Origin of the sequence: Aestuariibius sp. HNIBRBA575, from assembly GCF_040932005.1 — a bacterium.
Classification (GTDB): domain Bacteria; phylum Pseudomonadota; class Alphaproteobacteria; order Rhodobacterales; family Rhodobacteraceae; genus CANLNM01.
On record NZ_CP162414.1, the window covers coordinates 1352959 to 1369617 of the forward strand.

The 16659-nt window shown below is 52.0% G+C and carries 12 protein-coding genes and 1 tRNA gene; 6 read left to right on the plus strand and 7 right to left on the minus strand.

Going from position 1 to position 16659, the window contains the following annotated elements:
• Positions 1-244: 244 nt before the first annotated feature.
• On the plus strand, positions 245-610 hold the full coding sequence (locus AB1F12_RS06840) for a GAF domain-containing protein (RefSeq protein ID WP_368187587.1): 366 nt from the start codon (positions 245-247) through the stop codon (positions 608-610).
• Positions 611-639: 29 nt separating this feature from the next.
• On the opposite strand, the gene AB1F12_RS06845 is transcribed toward AB1F12_RS06840, so the two are convergent.
• Positions 640-1857: an alpha/beta fold hydrolase gene (locus AB1F12_RS06845; protein WP_368187590.1), complete on the minus strand. Its 1218-nt coding sequence runs from the start codon at positions 1855-1857 to the stop codon at positions 640-642.
• 218 nt (positions 1858-2075) lie between these two features.
• Between AB1F12_RS06845 and AB1F12_RS06850 the strand changes: the two genes are divergently transcribed.
• Complete coding sequence (locus tag AB1F12_RS06850) at positions 2076-2801, plus strand: DUF3445 domain-containing protein (RefSeq protein WP_368187593.1); 726 nt, start codon at positions 2076-2078, stop codon at positions 2799-2801.
• Between the two features lie 24 nt (positions 2802-2825).
• Here the strand turns inward: AB1F12_RS06850 and AB1F12_RS06855 are convergent, their stop codons facing one another.
• From AB1F12_RS06855 to AB1F12_RS06870, 4 genes are all read right to left on the minus strand, one after another.
• Positions 2826-3779 (minus strand): hypothetical protein, encoded by a 954-nt coding sequence (locus AB1F12_RS06855; protein ID WP_368187596.1) that lies wholly within the window; start codon positions 3777-3779, stop codon positions 2826-2828.
• 246 nt (positions 3780-4025) lie between these two features.
• Positions 4026-4535 (minus strand): hypothetical protein, encoded by a 510-nt coding sequence (locus tag AB1F12_RS06860; RefSeq protein ID WP_368187598.1) that lies wholly within the window; start codon positions 4533-4535, stop codon positions 4026-4028.
• Positions 4536-4647: 112 nt separating this feature from the next.
• Positions 4648-6054 (minus strand): type I glutamate--ammonia ligase, encoded by a 1407-nt coding sequence (glnA, locus tag AB1F12_RS06865; RefSeq protein WP_368187601.1) that lies wholly within the window; start codon positions 6052-6054, stop codon positions 4648-4650.
• 51 nt (positions 6055-6105) lie between these two features.
• Entirely contained in the window at positions 6106-6444 is a 339-nt protein-coding gene (locus AB1F12_RS06870) for a P-II family nitrogen regulator (protein WP_368187602.1), read from the minus strand.
• 174 nt (positions 6445-6618) lie between these two features.
• Between AB1F12_RS06870 and AB1F12_RS06875 the strand changes: the two genes are divergently transcribed.
• Complete coding sequence (locus tag AB1F12_RS06875; RefSeq protein ID WP_368187604.1) at positions 6619-8205, plus strand: NAD(P)H-hydrate dehydratase; 1587 nt, start codon at positions 6619-6621, stop codon at positions 8203-8205.
• 12 nt (positions 8206-8217) lie between these two features.
• Here the strand turns inward: AB1F12_RS06875 and AB1F12_RS06880 are convergent, their stop codons facing one another.
• Entirely contained in the window at positions 8218-8661 is a 444-nt protein-coding gene (locus AB1F12_RS06880) for a Hint domain-containing protein (protein WP_368187605.1), read from the minus strand.
• A 194-nt stretch (positions 8662-8855) separates the two neighbouring features.
• On the opposite strand from AB1F12_RS06880, the gene AB1F12_RS06885 reads away from it, so the two are divergent.
• A tRNA-Leu gene (locus tag AB1F12_RS06885) sits at positions 8856-8940 on the plus strand.
• Positions 8941-9033: 93 nt separating this feature from the next.
• On the opposite strand, the gene AB1F12_RS06890 is transcribed toward AB1F12_RS06885, so the two are convergent.
• Entirely contained in the window at positions 9034-11430 is a 2397-nt protein-coding gene (locus AB1F12_RS06890; RefSeq protein ID WP_368187607.1) for a putative bifunctional diguanylate cyclase/phosphodiesterase, read from the minus strand.
• Between the two features lie 323 nt (positions 11431-11753).
• On the opposite strand from AB1F12_RS06890, the gene AB1F12_RS06895 reads away from it, so the two are divergent.
• Entirely contained in the window at positions 11754-14207 is a 2454-nt protein-coding gene (locus AB1F12_RS06895; protein ID WP_368187609.1) for an EAL domain-containing protein, read from the plus strand.
• A gap of 334 nt (positions 14208-14541) precedes the next feature.
• The gene (locus tag AB1F12_RS06900; RefSeq protein ID WP_368187611.1) at positions 14542-16611 is read left to right on the plus strand and encodes a putative bifunctional diguanylate cyclase/phosphodiesterase; all 2070 of its coding nucleotides are present in this window, start codon (positions 14542-14544) and stop codon (positions 16609-16611) included.
• The last annotated feature ends 48 nt before the right edge of the window (positions 16612-16659 follow it).

Genomic DNA, 16659 nt, shown 5'->3' on the forward strand with positions numbered 1-16659 from the left:
GAACACATGGCTCAAACGCCATATTTTTAAGGGAAAAGGGCGATACCTTGCCATGTGACTTTGACAAATATTGGTGACTTTTGATATGGTTACTTTGGAAGTCGAAAAAATTACTTTGTATTAACTTTAGGTTGAATTAGGCTGCGCGAATTAATTAGGGAGTCTTTTCGTGCTGAGTATTGACACGAATAAATTGGCGAATATTGCTGAACGAGTCAAAACCGAGTTATTGTCGGATATCGCGATGATATCTTACTTGGATGACTCTCTGCACCACATTTGTTCCTCTGCCGGGTTAGACTTGCCGCTTGAATCCGGAAACACTCTGACGTTTGATTACTCAATTTGCCGGCATGTTCAGATGATGAATTTCCCATTGGTGGTCGAAGATGCGCTAACGCATCCCTTGTTGGTGGATAATAAATCCATCAATGAATTGGGGGTGTTAGCCTATATTGGCGTCCCGATCCGGGATGCGGCCGGACGGGCTGTGGGATGTGTTTCTGCCGTGCAAAAACGATCCCGACGCTGGTGTGATGCGGATCTAGAGCTGCTTACCCAAGCTGCAAAAGAGATTGAAAAACTGATACCAGCCCCTGCAATGGGCTGACCTTTATTTATTGATTGAGCGGATAATAATCAGATTTCGGCCAGTTGGGTTTTCACAATATTTGAGCGTTCCAATGTCCTATGAACCGGGCATTTATCTGCGATTTCCAGCAATTTAGCGCGCTGTTCATCCGTTAGATCACCCGATAAATGAATGACCCTGTGAAATTGATCAACTTTGGCGTCTGAACCCGGCTGCGCGTCTTGGGCGTGCACCTTGTTATGGCTGACATCTACGCTGATCCCACGCAATGGCCAGCCTTTGCGGCGGGCATACATGCGGATGGTCATCGACGTACATGCGCCAAGCCCGGCCGAGACAAAACCATAGGGCGACATGCCACGGTTTGTGCCGCCATAGGCCAACGGCTCATCCGCCAAGGCGTGATGACCGGGGCCGGATTGAATATCTTGTAGAAAACCGTCTGAATCGGCTTCGGTGACACGCAACACGCCTTCGGGCACGCCCGGTGGGGGGGCCGGGGGCGTTAGATCCAGATATCGCCTGCTCCAGGCGGCAATCACATCTGCGGCGTATTCTGCATCCTCTAACCGAGTGATCAAATGGTCGGCATCATCAAGCGTGACAAAGCTTTTGGGATGTTTGGCGGCCGCAAAAATGTCGCTGGCGTTTTCAATGCCAACAATAGTGTCGTGGGGGCCATGCAGCACCATCAGCGCGGCTTTTAGATTGGCGATGGCTGGGCGCAAATCCTCTGTAATGACATCCTGAACAAAGTCCTGATTGATCCGAAAGGGCCGCCCGCCTAAATTCACTTCGGATACGCCATTTTCCGCAATTTTGGGCAGTTCACTGGCGAAATTATGGGTGACATGGGCGGGATCAAACGGCGCACCCAGCGTCGCGACGGCCTTGATTTGGGGCATTTGCGCGGCTGCCTTTAGGACCGCAGCCCCACCAAGCGAATGTCCGATCAGCATGGTCGGTGCCATGCCACGGCTGGTCAAAGCGTTACATGCGGCGGTTAAATCCGCAACATTTGAGTTGAAATGCGTGTTTTCAAACTCACCCTCGGAATGGCCCAAGCCTGTGAAATCAAACCGTAAAACAGCGATGCCCATCGCCGCCAGTCGTGCCGAAATCCGCCGGGCTGCGGGGATGTCTTTGCCGCAGGTGAAACAATGTGCAAACAAGGCTGTCGCCAAATGAGGCCCGTCCGGCATGTCCAAACGCGCGGCCAATTTGTGTCCGGAATGGCCTAAAAATGTAAACCGTTCGGTTGGCATGTTGATCTCCTTTGGGGCGTGGTGTCGGCGCTGAGTGTGAACCAACAGGATGGGGCGCGACACGGTGCGGCGCAAGGGACTGAAACACGAAGGCACGCAGCCGTGAGCAAAACCCAGAAAGTGTGAACAAACCGCAAATCTGAAAACACGCGCGGTTGCGGGCTTGTCGCGCCGTCGAATTTACCGTTTTGTGGCGAGATCTATGAATGCGGTGCCTGATGCCATCCCCGATTTTACAATCCATCCTGCCATTATCCCGCCGAGAGGCAGCCCTGAACCCGATCCCGCAAATGCGCCCCGTCACGGGCGCGTGGCTGCGACGCGATGATGCGTTTGACGCGCAGCTGGCGTTGAAATCGCAGTTGATCGCCCAACACAAAGAGGATGTGTTGCACAGCTTGCCCGGGTCCGAAGACGCCCAAATTGAGCTGTTGGAAATCATTTTGGCGCAGTTGGATTCTGCATATCAGATCGGCGCAGATCGCGTGCGCCGTCCTGATGGGGCATGGGTGGCGTTGGATTGGACCGAGCCGTTACGCACCGCGTCGCAATTGATCCAAGAGGATCTGTGCTTGTTGCAAAAACGGGGCGGTGAACATGTGTTAACCGCGGCGTTGCTGTGTTTCCCAGCGAGCTGGACCTTGGCGCAAAAAATCGGTCGCCCGCTGAGCGTGATCCACGTCCCAGTGCCGGAATATAACGCAGAAATTGCAACCCGCGTGCAGCGTTTGTTTGATGGCATTCAACCGGGCCGCCCTATTTGGCGGGCCAATCTGCTGCGATATGATGATCCGTCATTATATCAGCCCCGACGCGAGGATGACCCACGCGAAACAGGCAGCCCTGATGCAAAGTATTGGCGCAGCGAACGTCAAACCGTCCTGCGATTGCCAAAGTCGCAGGCCGTGTTATTTGCCATTCACACCCTTGTCGTCGAAGCATGATGGCGAACCTTTAGGGTGTTGACCCTAAAGGAAAATATTCATCAAGGTCGGGACGACGCCCGATTGACCAACACCAATTGCTGATCCGGTGATTGCCACAGCGCGCGCCGCATAAGGCAGATGATCCCGTTCCAAAGTCATATATGACATTGCGGCCATTCCCACGGGCAATGACATCGCCAGTGTTGTCGCGTCTCTGGAAAATTGGGTGACGCGATGTGGGATCGAACTGGCCTGTGGTCCACCGGTGATGGGACAGGTCGGCACATTTGGGGGCGGGGTTAACATGGACTGCACCCGTGCCAGATGCTGGGATTGCGCCTTGCGGGCCTCGTGCAAATTTGCCTCTGATTGAGGCGGTGGGCAGGTTTGGCTCACCGGCTCGGCCACGGGGTCATTCGACCGGGTGGCGTCTTTGCGGCGCAATTCTTCATCCAACCGCTCTTCTAATGCGGGCAGTAGCGTTTCGGGCGGGGTGCGATGATCTGGGATTTCAGCGGGAACATCAGCCCCCATGGCCAGACTGGGCCAAATCTGTTCCAAAATCAGATCATACAGATCCGCATCAAAGGCGTCTTGGACCTCAACCCAAAAGAAATGATCGCCCGGATGCACGTCTTCGATGCAATCCAACAGACCCTCACATAGGGATTGGCGCGCCTTGATTGGCAGGCCGTCATTCCAAGGGGCAGGGTGGGACCCCACCGATAAAACCAGCGAACTGGCAAAGAGTTGGGGGTCATCGTGATCTGAATGCGACGGGGTTCCGCCGGTTTTCAGGTCGCAATGGGCCAGACATATCCGTGTATCTTCGAGTTCGAAGGTCACGAAATCGGAATAGTCAGATCGCACGGCGCATGCCCCAAGGGGACCGCCGTCCAAAGATGTTTTCAGGGCGCCCACTATGGATCGGAAATCCACCTGCTGTGGGTCTTTGTAACACAAAACAGCAATCGTACTGGCAGGGGTGTTGCTCATCACAGCCTCCAAGATTGTTAACCATGATTTTGCCGGGCAATTGGGGCAGAATTTGGAAACAATCGGGGCCGTTGTTAACTATTTATTAACCATAATTAACGTGCTGAAATGGCGTTATTTCCCAATAAAATTGGGTTTATTGACGGGGCTGACCTGTGCAAATATGGCGGTTGACCTAAGGTAAAGCGGCAAGTGCCTGCACATTTGTTAACAATGACCTACGCCCCCAAAGCACGTCTTATTCGGTCAGAAATTAACCAAATGCGTCGGCATGATCGTCAAAGTCAGCGTTTGACTGCTGGTCGAACCTGCGGCTTGCCCCGTTAAACCGATTGCAATTTGGCGATCTGCATTGCGAAAGAGCTGTGCATGCCCATTTGACCCGGCATAAGAATAGCCACGCGCGTGCAACGCTTCGATCAAATAATCAGGCGCAGCATTGGCAAAGGCGATCTGTGTGGCTGTGATAATGCATTTGTTCGTTTCTGTACGAACTTGGATCGAGGACGTCAGGCTGCGGCTGCGTTTGAAGCCAAAAGAAGTGGGTTCCAGCCCCGCGGCCAAGAAAGGTGTCGCATCATCGCCACCCTGCAAATAGGTGATGCAGGCGTTAAGAGGCGGGGTCATTTCAGTGATCAAAAACTGCGTTTGGCTGGCAATCGCGTTGGCTTGGGCCTCTTGTACAGATTGGGGATTACATCCCAACAACACACCAGCAGACAAAAGAATGGCAAAACCGGATGTCTTGAAACGCATATCGCACCTTTAAATATCAATCACTTGTTGGGAATTGATACCAAGTGTTCTGACATAAGAAAAGGCAGCCCAGAAACCCGGACTGCCCAATTTTTGTCGCAACTGCGCTGAATTAGCAGCTGTAGTACATTTTGAATTCAACAGGGTGTGGTGTGTGCTCATAGGCATACACTTCGTCCCATTTCAGTTCCAAATAGCCGTCGATCTGGGATTTGGTGAACACGTCACCGGCCAGCAAGAAGTCGTGATCGGATTCCAGCGCTTCCAGAGATTCACGCAAAGACGCGCAAACGGTTGGAATTTCAGCCAGCTCTTCTGGGGGCAGATCGTACAGATCTTTGTCAGAGGAGGGGCCGGGATCGATTTTGTTTTTGATACCGTCAAGACCAGCCATCAACAGGGCCGCAAAGCACAGGTATGGGTTGGCTGCTGGATCAGGGAAACGGGCTTCGACGCGTTTTGCCTTGGGGGATTCTGCCCATGGAATACGAACGCAACCGGACCGGTTGGATGCGGAATAGGCGCGCAGAACGGGGGCTTCAAAACCGGGGATCAAACGTTTGTAGCTGTTTGTCGATGGGTTTGTGAACGCGTTCAGTGTTTTTGCGTGCTTCAGGATGCCGCCGATGAAGTACAGAGCTTCTTGGGACAGATCCGCATATTTGTCGCCTGCAAACAGGGGCTTGCCCTCTTTCCAGATGGACATGTTCACGTGCATGCCTGTGCCGTTATCACCGGAAATCGGCTTGGGCATAAAGGTGGCGGATTTGCCGTAAGCTTGGGCAACGTTGTGCACAACGTATTTGTATTTCTGCAGCTCATCCGCTTGGTGCGTCAATGTGCCGAAAATCAGGCCCAGCTCGTGCTGACAGGACGCCACTTCGTGGTGGTGTTTGTCAACTTTCATGCCCATGCGTTTCATGGTCGACAGCATTTCAGAACGGATGTCCTGAGCGTCGTCGATTGGGTTCACAGGGAAATAGCCGCCCTTGATGCCGGGACGGTGGCCTGTATTGCCCATTTCGTATTCGGTGTCAGAATTCCAGGACGCGTCCAGCGCGTCAACTTGGTAGGACACTTTGTTCATTTCAACGCTATAGCGCACGTCGTCGAACAGGAAAAACTCAGCTTCTGGGCCCATATAGGCGGTGTCACCGATGCCGGATGCGATCAGATACGCTTCGGCTTTTTCGGCGGTGCCGCGTGGGTCACGCTCATAGGCTTCGCCGGTGTCTGGTTCGACGATGGAACAGTGAATACAGATGGTTTTTTCTGCATAAAACGGGTCCAGATAGGCCGATTTGACATCTGGCATCAATTTCATGTCGGATTGATCAATGGATTTCCAGCCCGCGATGGAAGAGCCATCAAACATAAAGCCATCATCCAGGAAATCTTCGTCAACTTCGTCAGCGATGACGGTGACGTGCTGAAGTTTGCCGCGGGGGTCGGTAAAACGGATATCGACATATTCGATACCTTCGTCTTTGATCTTCTTGACTAGATCAGCATTGCTCATCTGCATATCCTCATTTGTCAGATTGAATAGGTTGGTCAGGCAAATCAGCGCCTAGAGCGCGTCGTCACCATCTTCTCCGGTGCGGATCCGAATGGCTTGCGACACATCGGAAACAAAGATTTTGCCATCGCCGATTTTGTCGGTTTTGGCGGCGTTGATGATCGCGTCAATCGCGGCATCCAACTGATCATCGGCCAGAACGACTTCGATCTTTACCTTGGGCAGGAAATCGACGACGTATTCCGCGCCACGGTACAATTCGGTATGGCCTTTTTGACGCCCGAACCCTTTGACCTCAACAACGGAAAGACCCTGAACGCCAACGTCCTGAAGGGCTTCTTTCACTTCGTCGAGTTTAAAGGGTTTAATAATGGCTTCGACTTTTTTCATCGTGCACGACTCCCTTGAAATCTACGTTATCTGGCAAAGACCACTTCCCGTTGGGGGTCACAATTGCCTAAGGTCAGACAGGCCCCGCGGCATTTTTGTATTTAGGTGTTGTGCTTAATTTTTGTGCAGTTTGCACGCGAAGTGTGCAGTTTTGAATCTCTGAAAGTGCGATTGATGACCGATTTCCTTTCCCAAGTCTTAACATCTGCGCAAATGCGTAGGATCGAGGCAGATGCCATCAAAAGTGGCGCTGTCACCGGGGCCGAATTGATGGAACGCGCCGGGCAGGGGGTGGTTGATGCCATTTCTGCGCACTGGCCAGACCTTTTAAACGCCAAAGGGCGCGCCGTTGTTTTATGTGGCCCGGGCAATAATGGCGGCGACGGGTTTGTGATCGCGCGGTTGCTGCATGGGCTGGGTTGGCGGGTGGATGTCTATCTGTTTGGGGATCCCGAAAATCTGCCGTCGGATGCGCGATTGAATTATGATGCGTGGTGCGCAATCGGCGATGTTGCCCCACTGACAGACGGCACATTCGATGGGTATGCAGACCGAAATCCGCACCCAGCGCTGGCAATCGATGCGTTGTTTGGCACCGGGCTGTCGCGGCCTTTTGTTGAATTGGGGCGGGTGCAGAAAACGCTAAACACTTGGCGTGCTGGATGCGCAACCGATGCCATGCCCGTCGTCGTGTCGGTGGATATTCCAAGCGGTCTGTGTGCGGATTCTGGGCGGTATCTTGGGGATGATCTGAGCCATCCGTTGGACAGGCGTATCGCTGCGCATTTAACGGTGACCTTTCATACGGCAAAGCGGGGGCATTATTTGTCCGATGGGGCGCTGGGATGTGGCCAATTGCATGTCGTTGATATCGGCCTGACCAAACAACCGGACCCGGACATCGTTCATTTGGCATGCCCAAATCGCCAAGCGTTGATGAAACGCGCTGAATGTCACAAGTTTTCCCACGGGCATGCCGTTGTGATCGCGGGTCCAGCAGGGCAGGGCGGCGCTGCGCGATTGGCGTCGCGGGGCGCATTGCGGATCGGGGCTGGGCTGGTCACGTTGGGATGTGATGCGGGCGCCATGGCAGAAAACGCCGCGCGGTTGGACGCGATCATGACGCGGGAAATCGCAGATGCCAAAGCGTTGGCAACCTTGTTACAGGACACACGGATAAACGCGGTGAGTTTGGGGCCGGGGCTGGGATTAACCGCAGATCGGAAGGATCTGATTGCGACGGCGTTGCGCAGTGGGCGCGCGCTTGTGCTGGATGCAGATGCGCTGACGTTGGTGGCTCAAAACGCCGACCTGTTTGATCTGTTACACGATAAGTGCGTGTTAACACCCCATGCGGGCGAATTTGCGCGACTGTTTCCTGATATTGCGGACCAATTGAACCAATCTGCCATTTCAGGCCCGGCCTTTTCCAAGGTCGACGCCACCCGTGCCGCCGCGAAACGCGCGGGCTGTGTGGTGTTGTTCAAAGGCGCGGACACGGTGATCGTCGACCCAGAGGGGCGCTGCGTGATCAACGCCGCGACCTACAAACGCGCCGCGCCTTGGTTAGCGACGGCCGGATCTGGGGATGTGTTGGCGGGGTTTATCACCGGATTAATGGCGCGGGGGTTTTCCCCCAGCAAGGCTGCAGAAACCGGGGCGTGGCTGCATGTGGAATGCGCCCGCCAATTTGGTCCGGGGCTGATCGCCGAAGATTTGCCAGACATGTTACCGCAGGTTTTTCGGCACCTGGAACGTTAGGACTGGCGACGACTAAAGCGTCGCAACCTCAAGCCCATCTGCGTAGATGATATGGGGCATGTCGAGTTTCAGTTCGTAACACTTCATTGTCTGCGCATCGCCCGTGCGGATAAATTCACCATCCACCAGCCGATGTGCCGGAACGGTGGCCTGATCCGCGCCAAAGATCGCTTTGGCCCGCCAATCGCGAATGTGAATGCGTGTATCCGGGGCTACGGCCATATCTTTGTCCGGGCGGGTATTGCCCAGCGAACCGGCCATGATCAAAATCGGGGTGATTTTAACATCTTGGGATTTGATCGCTTCGAGTTGTACCATGCCCGCGTCACGGGTGATAATCTTATCCCCGACGACGAGGTTTTCCACCCAGACTTCGCCGCGCATTGTCATGACCGATGTGCCAGCCATCAATCCGCGAACATCCTGACCAACCGTGACCAGTGTAACATTTTCCACGCCTGCAGCGTGTCCTAATCTCATATTGCCCATAGCGTTTGCCGCCCTTTGGTTAACTGCCTCAGTTTTCTTTAACGATAATGGCAAGAAAGCGACTTCGTCATGCCGTTTTCTAGAAATCTTACTAAATCGTTAACAAAGTGAGTCATTTTCGCCTCGCATCTGGTTTCAACCTTTGCTAATCAACCGGCAATGCGGGTGTGGCGGAATTGGTAGACGCACCAGATTTAGGTTCTGGCGCCGCGAGGCGTGGGGGTTCGAGTCCCTTCACCCGCACCACAAATCAGAAAAATCACCTGTAATTCGCAATTTTTTACTGCAAGTCGCGTTGATGGTTTTGCACGGTCGCTGACACAAGGTCCGATTCTTTTTTCAACCTATGTAAGGGCCAACCCGTTTTGATCTGACCATGTCCTGATGGAAATCAAAGCGAATTCCTTCGAGGATCAGCTCTCGGAACGCATTAGCAGGGAGGGGCCGCGAAAAGAAATATCCCTGAAGCACGTCACAGCCCAGACCATTTAGAATGTTGACGGCATTTTGCGTTTCCACCCCTTCTGCGATCACTTCTAGGCCCAAGCGATCACAGAGATTGATGATGGTGGACACAATGGATTGCGCTTCGGGGTCTTCGATTTCAAACACAAAGGATTGGTCGATTTTTAACCGGTTAAGCGGCAAAGCACGGACATAGCTCAGAGATGAATATCCGGTTCCAAAGTCATCCAGAGAAATCACAATCCCTGCTTCGGACAGTTCTTCGAGCAAGAAACGGGTCGCAGGGACATCATCAATCAACACGCCTTCGGTGATCTCAATTTCAAGACGAGACGGTGGGAATCCGGTTTCAGTTAGGATGCGTTTGATTTTATCCGCAACATTGCCGCGCCGAACCTCAATCGGGGATAGGTTCATGGCCAGCATAAGCGGAGTGCCATCAGGGCGTGGCGGCCATCGCAGCGCATCAAGGCAGGCGCGGCGCAGCAATTGTTCGCCAAGATCGTGGATCAGACCGGTTTCTTCTGCGATTGCGATAAACAGGTCGGGGGCTACAAAACCAAGGTCATCATCGTTCCACCTAGCCAGCGCTTCTGCGCCGATGATCTGACTGGATTTTGTGCAAAACTGGGGTTGATAGTAAGGTTCAATACACCCGGTCTGGACGGCTTTGCGTAGTTTTTCGGTTACGTTGATCCGGTTCTGCACACCATCCATCATCGCCGGAATAAAGGTCACACATTTGTTGCGTCCGCCACGTTTGGCTGCATAAAGCGCAAGGTCAGCGTGATTAAGCAGCGTCGCGCCCTGGTTTGTATCCTGTGGAAATTTCGCGATACCAACCGATCCGGTCAGGCTGATTTCAAGATGATTGACCAAAAACGGTTCTGACAAGCAATCCAGCAATTGGGTCCCCATTTGATGATGGGCAAAGTGCATTTCCGAAGGGTGAAGTTTGCAAAACACAAGGAACTCATCCCCACCCAACCGCGCAACCACAGCCTGATCTTCAACCACACCGAGCAACCGATTGGTGACGATTTGCAACAGCTTATCACCCGCCGTGTGCCCATAGCCGTCGTTAACATTTTTAAACCCATCTAAATCAATTAGAAATATCAAGGCCCTGTCATGAGCAGGATCAAGTTCAGACAGGACGGTTTGAACAAAATTTCTGTTATAGGCCCCGGTCAGCGGGTCATGTTTGGCTAGAAATTCGACGTGTTTTTTCGCTTCGACCGTTGCGGTTGCATCTGCAAAAAAGCCCCGAAAGCCGGAAAAGTTGCCATTTTGATATTGCGGGCGACCCTTCATCACGATCCACCGAATTGTGCCGTCCGCAGACATCCGCAAAGGCAATGTCACATTGTGCAAATCAACCTTTTCATCAAATGCCGTGCCCAGTTTGATCACTTCTGGCTGGCCATCCGGTTCTACCGAGTTTTTCAGCGCCTCCAAAAGTCCGGTTCGGGCCATTTTCGTTTCATCAAGGTTCAACAGATCAAGGATTTTTCGTGGGCAATTCACGATGTTTCCCGCAACATCGGTTTCCCAAATCCACGCGGTCCCTTGCTCTTCGTAATCCTTGAGCATCAGGTCAACGACTTCGGTTTTATGCATCAAATCTTCTTGGACCTGAAAGGCACGCATTTGCGCCTTTGCCCGCTCTAAAACGGTGTTAAAAATGCCAGCCGAGGCGACCAAGGCCAAGGAACCTAACAGAAAGTCAATTGAGGTTTGATTGAGAATGCCAAAGGTGAATGGGACCAAGCTGAGCGTGACAGCATGGATGGCCAAATACCAAAGCGCTGCCTTGGGCGCGTGAGAAAACCCAACTGTTCCCAGCGCAAGACTACCGATCATGACACATGTCAGAACCGTTTTGGCATCCCCCGCGACAAAAGGGTAAAACAACACCATACCAAAGCACCAGAGCGATGCATTTAGCTTTGTTTCTTTGACGAATTGGCACATATCGGCGCTGCGTCCATCCGTGCGATAACTGATCCGCCATGTGAAAAACAGCCACCAGGAAAAGGCCAGCATCAGCGACGTCCAAACAATGACAACCCCGTTAAGGCCCAAGCCCCAGGCCTGAAATGCCAGCACCGGTGCAAAGCATGTGTTGCCAACCACAAAGACCCGCATCTGTTCGATGGCACCGCGAATTTGTGATTTTCGCAAGCGATTGCCAGCATCCAAGGGCAATGATTCAAGCGCGATTTCATCAAACCCAAGCGCTTGTGACAACTTTGATCGAACTGCATTCACGAACGTTGCCAAATATTCCGTCCCGTATGTCGGCTCGCACCTCAAATGGTGGCGTCTTTGTAATTCATAGGTGAGAATTCAATTAAATTCAGTAAACGCCGACATTTGCGGTGGATTAAATGAGGCAGGTCAAAAATTGGAATTTTCATTAAAACTGTGGTAATTTGAGATGGGGGCGGCTTGGTGCAGTTTGGTTGCATCTTTGGATCCTTAACATCCGACCCCAAAGCGCCAAATTTGTCATGATTGTTAAAATAACCAAATCGAAAGAGAGTCTGGTATAAGACGTCCAATGTTGGTTTGTAGCTCGGATAGGAGGGGAAATGACGTCAAACGATCATCGCTATGATCAGTTTTCGCAAGAACTGACCTCGCATGAGCGCAACGTTGTTGCACTGCTTGATGTGCCTGCAATGATTTTGGATAGGGCAGGGCGTATTGCCGAAATAAATGTTCTGATGTGTCAGATGTTCAGCGGCGAAAAATCTGAGATGCTGGGGCGATCCGTTTTTGATTTTCTTAAGCCACCTTTTCGGGAACAATGTGCCGATTTCATTCTAAATTATAGCCCGGGTCATGATGCTGACATACCGTTTTCGGGGGGCAGTTTCACCGGTGGGTCTGATGCAGGTTTAACGGTAAAACCCATGCCGGTGGCAGCAGGTGTGACGGCCTTTTTGTGTCAGTCTCAGGCCAGTTTTGACAAAGACGACCAGAACATGAGGTTTTTTCTGGAACGTTGCGATCAGGGCGTTTGGGACTTTGATGCAATCACTGGCAAGCTACATGTATCCGACATCTGGCGACGTATGCGAGGGCTGGGCCCGGATGACCCGATCGAAGAAGAGGGGCGGGATTGGCTCGAAGATGTGCATGACGATGACCGCACAGCGTTGTCCGAAGAAATAGACAAGCAAATTCGAGGTGAAGTTCAAACCCTGAATATTCAGTATCGCCAGCGCCATAAAGCAGGCCATTGGGTTTGGATATTATGTCGTGGCAGCGTAACTGAGACAGATAACAATGGCCTGCCAACGCGGTTGGTGGGGACGGATACTGACATTTCTGAAATCAAATCGATTGAGGAAAACCTGTCGCGGCTTGCGGGGAAATTTCAGCTGGCAATCGAAGCGTCGGGCATGGGGATCTGGGAATATAACGCCACTGAAAACAAAGTCCATTGGGACCAAACTATGATGGATTTATATGGGGTAACCGATGGTCAATCGTTGAGAAACGGGGACCTGTGGGAAACCTATCTGCACCCGGACGATTATCAAGTCACAGTCGATTATTCGGATGAGTGTCTGAGAGAGCAGAAAGATTTCAAACGCGATTTTCGGATTGTGCGACAGGATGGCGAAGTGCGTTTTATTCGCAGCATGTCCCGTCTGCATCACCCGGATGTGGGCGAAAGCCGTCTCATTGGCATCAACATGGATGTCACCGATGATTACCGGCGTTCCGAAGAATTGGAAGCTGCACGCAAGAAATTGGAACATGATTCAAAGCATGACGCCTTAACCGGATTGGCCAATAGACGGTTTTTGGATGAACTTGCGGATGCGTATTTCAGTTCAAAACCTGACGATGCGCGATACGCTGTTTTGCTACTGGATCTGGATCATTTCAAAGAAATTAATGATTCATTGGGGCATGGGGCCGGGGATGCTGTCTTGGTCAGTGTTGCCCGCGATCTGCGTCAGATTATAGGGGATCGCGGTCTGGTGTGTCGCGTGGGCGGGGATGAATTTTCAGTTTTTGTTGAAAATGCCTTCGATCTGCAGGAACTGATTGGATTTGCAGAAGAAATGCTGCGAACGTTTCGCAAACCTATCAATTTTGAAGGGCATGCCTGTAGTATTGGTCTATCCGTCGGGATCGCAATATCGGATCGCACTCATGATCCGGGATCGCGGATTTTTGCGCAGGCGGATATGGCCCTTTATGAAGCGAAAAATGCGGGCCGATCTTGTTACCAAGTTTACGACACGACCATGCAGAGTAATGCTGCGACCCGACATTTGGAACATCAGCGCCTGCTGGACGCAATTTCAGCAAAAGAAATTATTTGTTATTATCAGCCGAAATTCCATGCCCACGATCTGACATTTGCCGGCGCCGAAGCGTTGGCGCGTTGGGATTGCCCGGATGCAGGAATTTTGACGCCTGACCGGTTTATCCCATTGTCCAATGAGGTTGGGATTACGGCCCGGATAGACGAATGTATTCTGGATCGCGTTCTGGCGGACAAACGGGGCTGGTCAAAGGCTGGGATTGATCCGCTGGAAATTTCACTAAACGTTTCACAAGAACGCCTGTCTGAAACATTTCTATCGCAGCAATTGCTGGACAATGTGGGCAGGGACAGTGGCCTGACATTTGAGCTGCTTGAATCAGCGTTTCTGGACCACACTGATGAAGTGGCGACGCAAAATCTGGCGATAATTCGCGATTTGAACATCGGTATTGAACTGGATGATTTTGGGAGCGGGCATGCCTCGATTTTGGCGATGCAGCGGGTAAAGCCAACACGTATCAAAATTGACCGCAATCTGGTTATCCCGGTTTTAGACGACGATATTCAGATGAAAATTTTACGCCATCTGATCAGGATTGCGAAATTATCCGGCATCCAAGTGGTCGCAGAAGGGTTGGAAACCCCTGAACATATCAAAGCGATGCAAACGCTGGGATGTGATTATTTGCAGGGCTACGCATTGGCGCGCCCTATGTCGGCGGAAAAGTTCAAAGACTTTCTTATTCAGTACGCCTGATAGAATTTAAGTAAATAATTGCGGTCCCATACTGGATTAGAACAGCATAAGCCCTAGATGTGATGCGTCAGCAACAGTTTTTATGCTGTGGAATGGCGTTGTGGTTAACGTGAAGATTGGTAAAAATTAGTCTTATATTGATATTATTGGTTAAAAATCTGGGTTTATTGAACCTGCCACCCTTTTAGTTTGAGGTTTAGTGACGCCCTGGGCAACTCGCCCTATACGTGTGTTAATCTTTGCGTTAAGGTCTCGCTTGTCGAGGGTAGGTTTCGTTCGGTTTGCAGAATTCAGATCTAAATGTTGGCGTTGCCCAGCGGTAATGGAGCGTAGTATGGCACTTGTTACGTTGGGTTTAGACAATAACATCGAACGCCATGGTCAAATGACCACGGAAGCCGATTTGAGGTGTTTAGAGCAAGCGCGCACACCTTTTTGGACGTTCGACATCGATCAGGCCTGTGTTTTATGGGCCAACTCAGCCGCCATAGAGCTGTGGGACGCGACGACGTTGTCTGAGTTGCAGCAGCGTGAAATGCGCACAGGCATGTCTGGCGCTGTTCAATCCCGGCTGAAGCAGTATCAACACGAATTTGAATCCGGCCGGTGCTTTGACGAAACCTGGACGTTGTATCCAAAAGGCAAACCCACCACCACTTTATGCCGTTTCCGTGGATTACAACTCGAAGATGGCCGGGTTGCCATGTTGTGCGAGGGACAGGTGATTGACGACCAATCGCCAGAAATTTTGCGCGGTGGGCAGGCGTTGCTTTATACTGGTGCGATGGTATCGACCTATGATCAGGCAGGGCGGACAATTTACGCCAATCCTGCTGCCCTTAGGGGATTTCGGTCGGACCGGTTGGATTTGGCCAGTCGATTTGTCGTCCCCGAAGATGTCGAAAAAATCCTGAACTTGCCCGCAAATAAGGCGGATTTACGCATGGTGGCGCGGGTGAAATCGGCCTCTGGGATCCGCATTCACGAAGTTGAAGTGACCCGGAGCTATGACGCCCTGTCGGGTGAACCTGCCTTTTTGTTGACCGAAATTGACATCAGCGAAAAAGAGCGCGCCAAACGAACGGCGGAACGGTTGGCCAACATTGACGGGCTAACGCGGCTTTATAATCGCAACTATCTATCTGGTTTTGCGGATGATTTTATCACCCACTCACAAGAGCGCGGTCGCAATGTCACGCTGGGTCTGTTTGATCTGGATCGGTTCAAAGTTATTAATGACACCCATGGTCACGACATCGGGGATGCGTTGCTTAAGTCAGTCGCGGCCGATCTACGCAAAGTATTTGGCGGACGCGCGATTTTGGGGCGATTGGGCGGCGACGAATTTTGTTTTTTGATTTCTGCACATCGCAACCACAAAACAGCGAGTGTTAAGGCGCGAAAATTTCTAAGCTTGATGCGCAAGCCCAAGAAATTGGAAGGGCGCGAAATCCGGTCTGGGGTCAGCATCGGCATGATCACGGTCGCCCCCGGCGAAAAGGCCCAGCGATTCGACAATTTGTTGCGCAACGCCGATTTGGCCCTTTACGAAGCCAAGGCGTTGGGGGGCAATGCGATCCGGTATTTCCGCCCTGCATTGGCGCGTAAACGACACCGGTTTTTGTCAGTCGAAGCCGAGCTGGGCCATGCGCTTAAGGCAGAGGATGACCGATTTCGACTGGTTTATCAGCCCAAGGTTGATTTGCGAAATGGCCGTGTGACGGGGGCGGAATCGCTGGCACGTTTCACCTGTTCAAAAGGCGAGGGGATCAGCCCGGGTGAGTTCATCCCGATCGCCGAATCCACCGGACTAATCCACCAATTGGGCAGTCGGGTGATTGCGGAAACTGCCGAACAATTGATGGCGCTGCGGCGCGAATTCAACTGGATCGATCTGTCTGTGAATGTGTCGCCGCTTCAGTTTCAGGGATCGCGATTGTTGTCACAATTGCGTTCACTGGCCGGGCGATCTGGCTTTGATCCGACGGGATTACAGCTGGAACTCACTGAATCTGCACTACATTTAGCCGATGCTGACCTGCATAAAAAACTGAATGAATTGGTCGATCTGGGATATCCAATTGCGATTGATGATTTTGGTGCGGCCTATTCCAACATTGCCCGGCTCAGCGCCTATCCGGTGACTTGTCTGAAATTTGACCGCTCGTTGATTGCGGCCAAAAACAACACTGCCCTGTCCAAAGTTGTGATCAATATTGGGGCAGCTTTGAACCTGAAAGTTGTGGCTGAAGGCGTGGAAACCGTGGACCAGCGGGACTGGCTGATGCGCAATAATTGCTTTGAGCATCAAGGGTTTTTATATGCCCGCCCCAAGCCAATCGAAGAAGTGATCGATCAGATTGCGGCCCCTTGGGATATCCCCGGGTTGCGGCCATCCGTGTGATCGGTTGCAGATTGCACTTGAAGCCCCGCTTTGCCCCCCTTAGTAAGG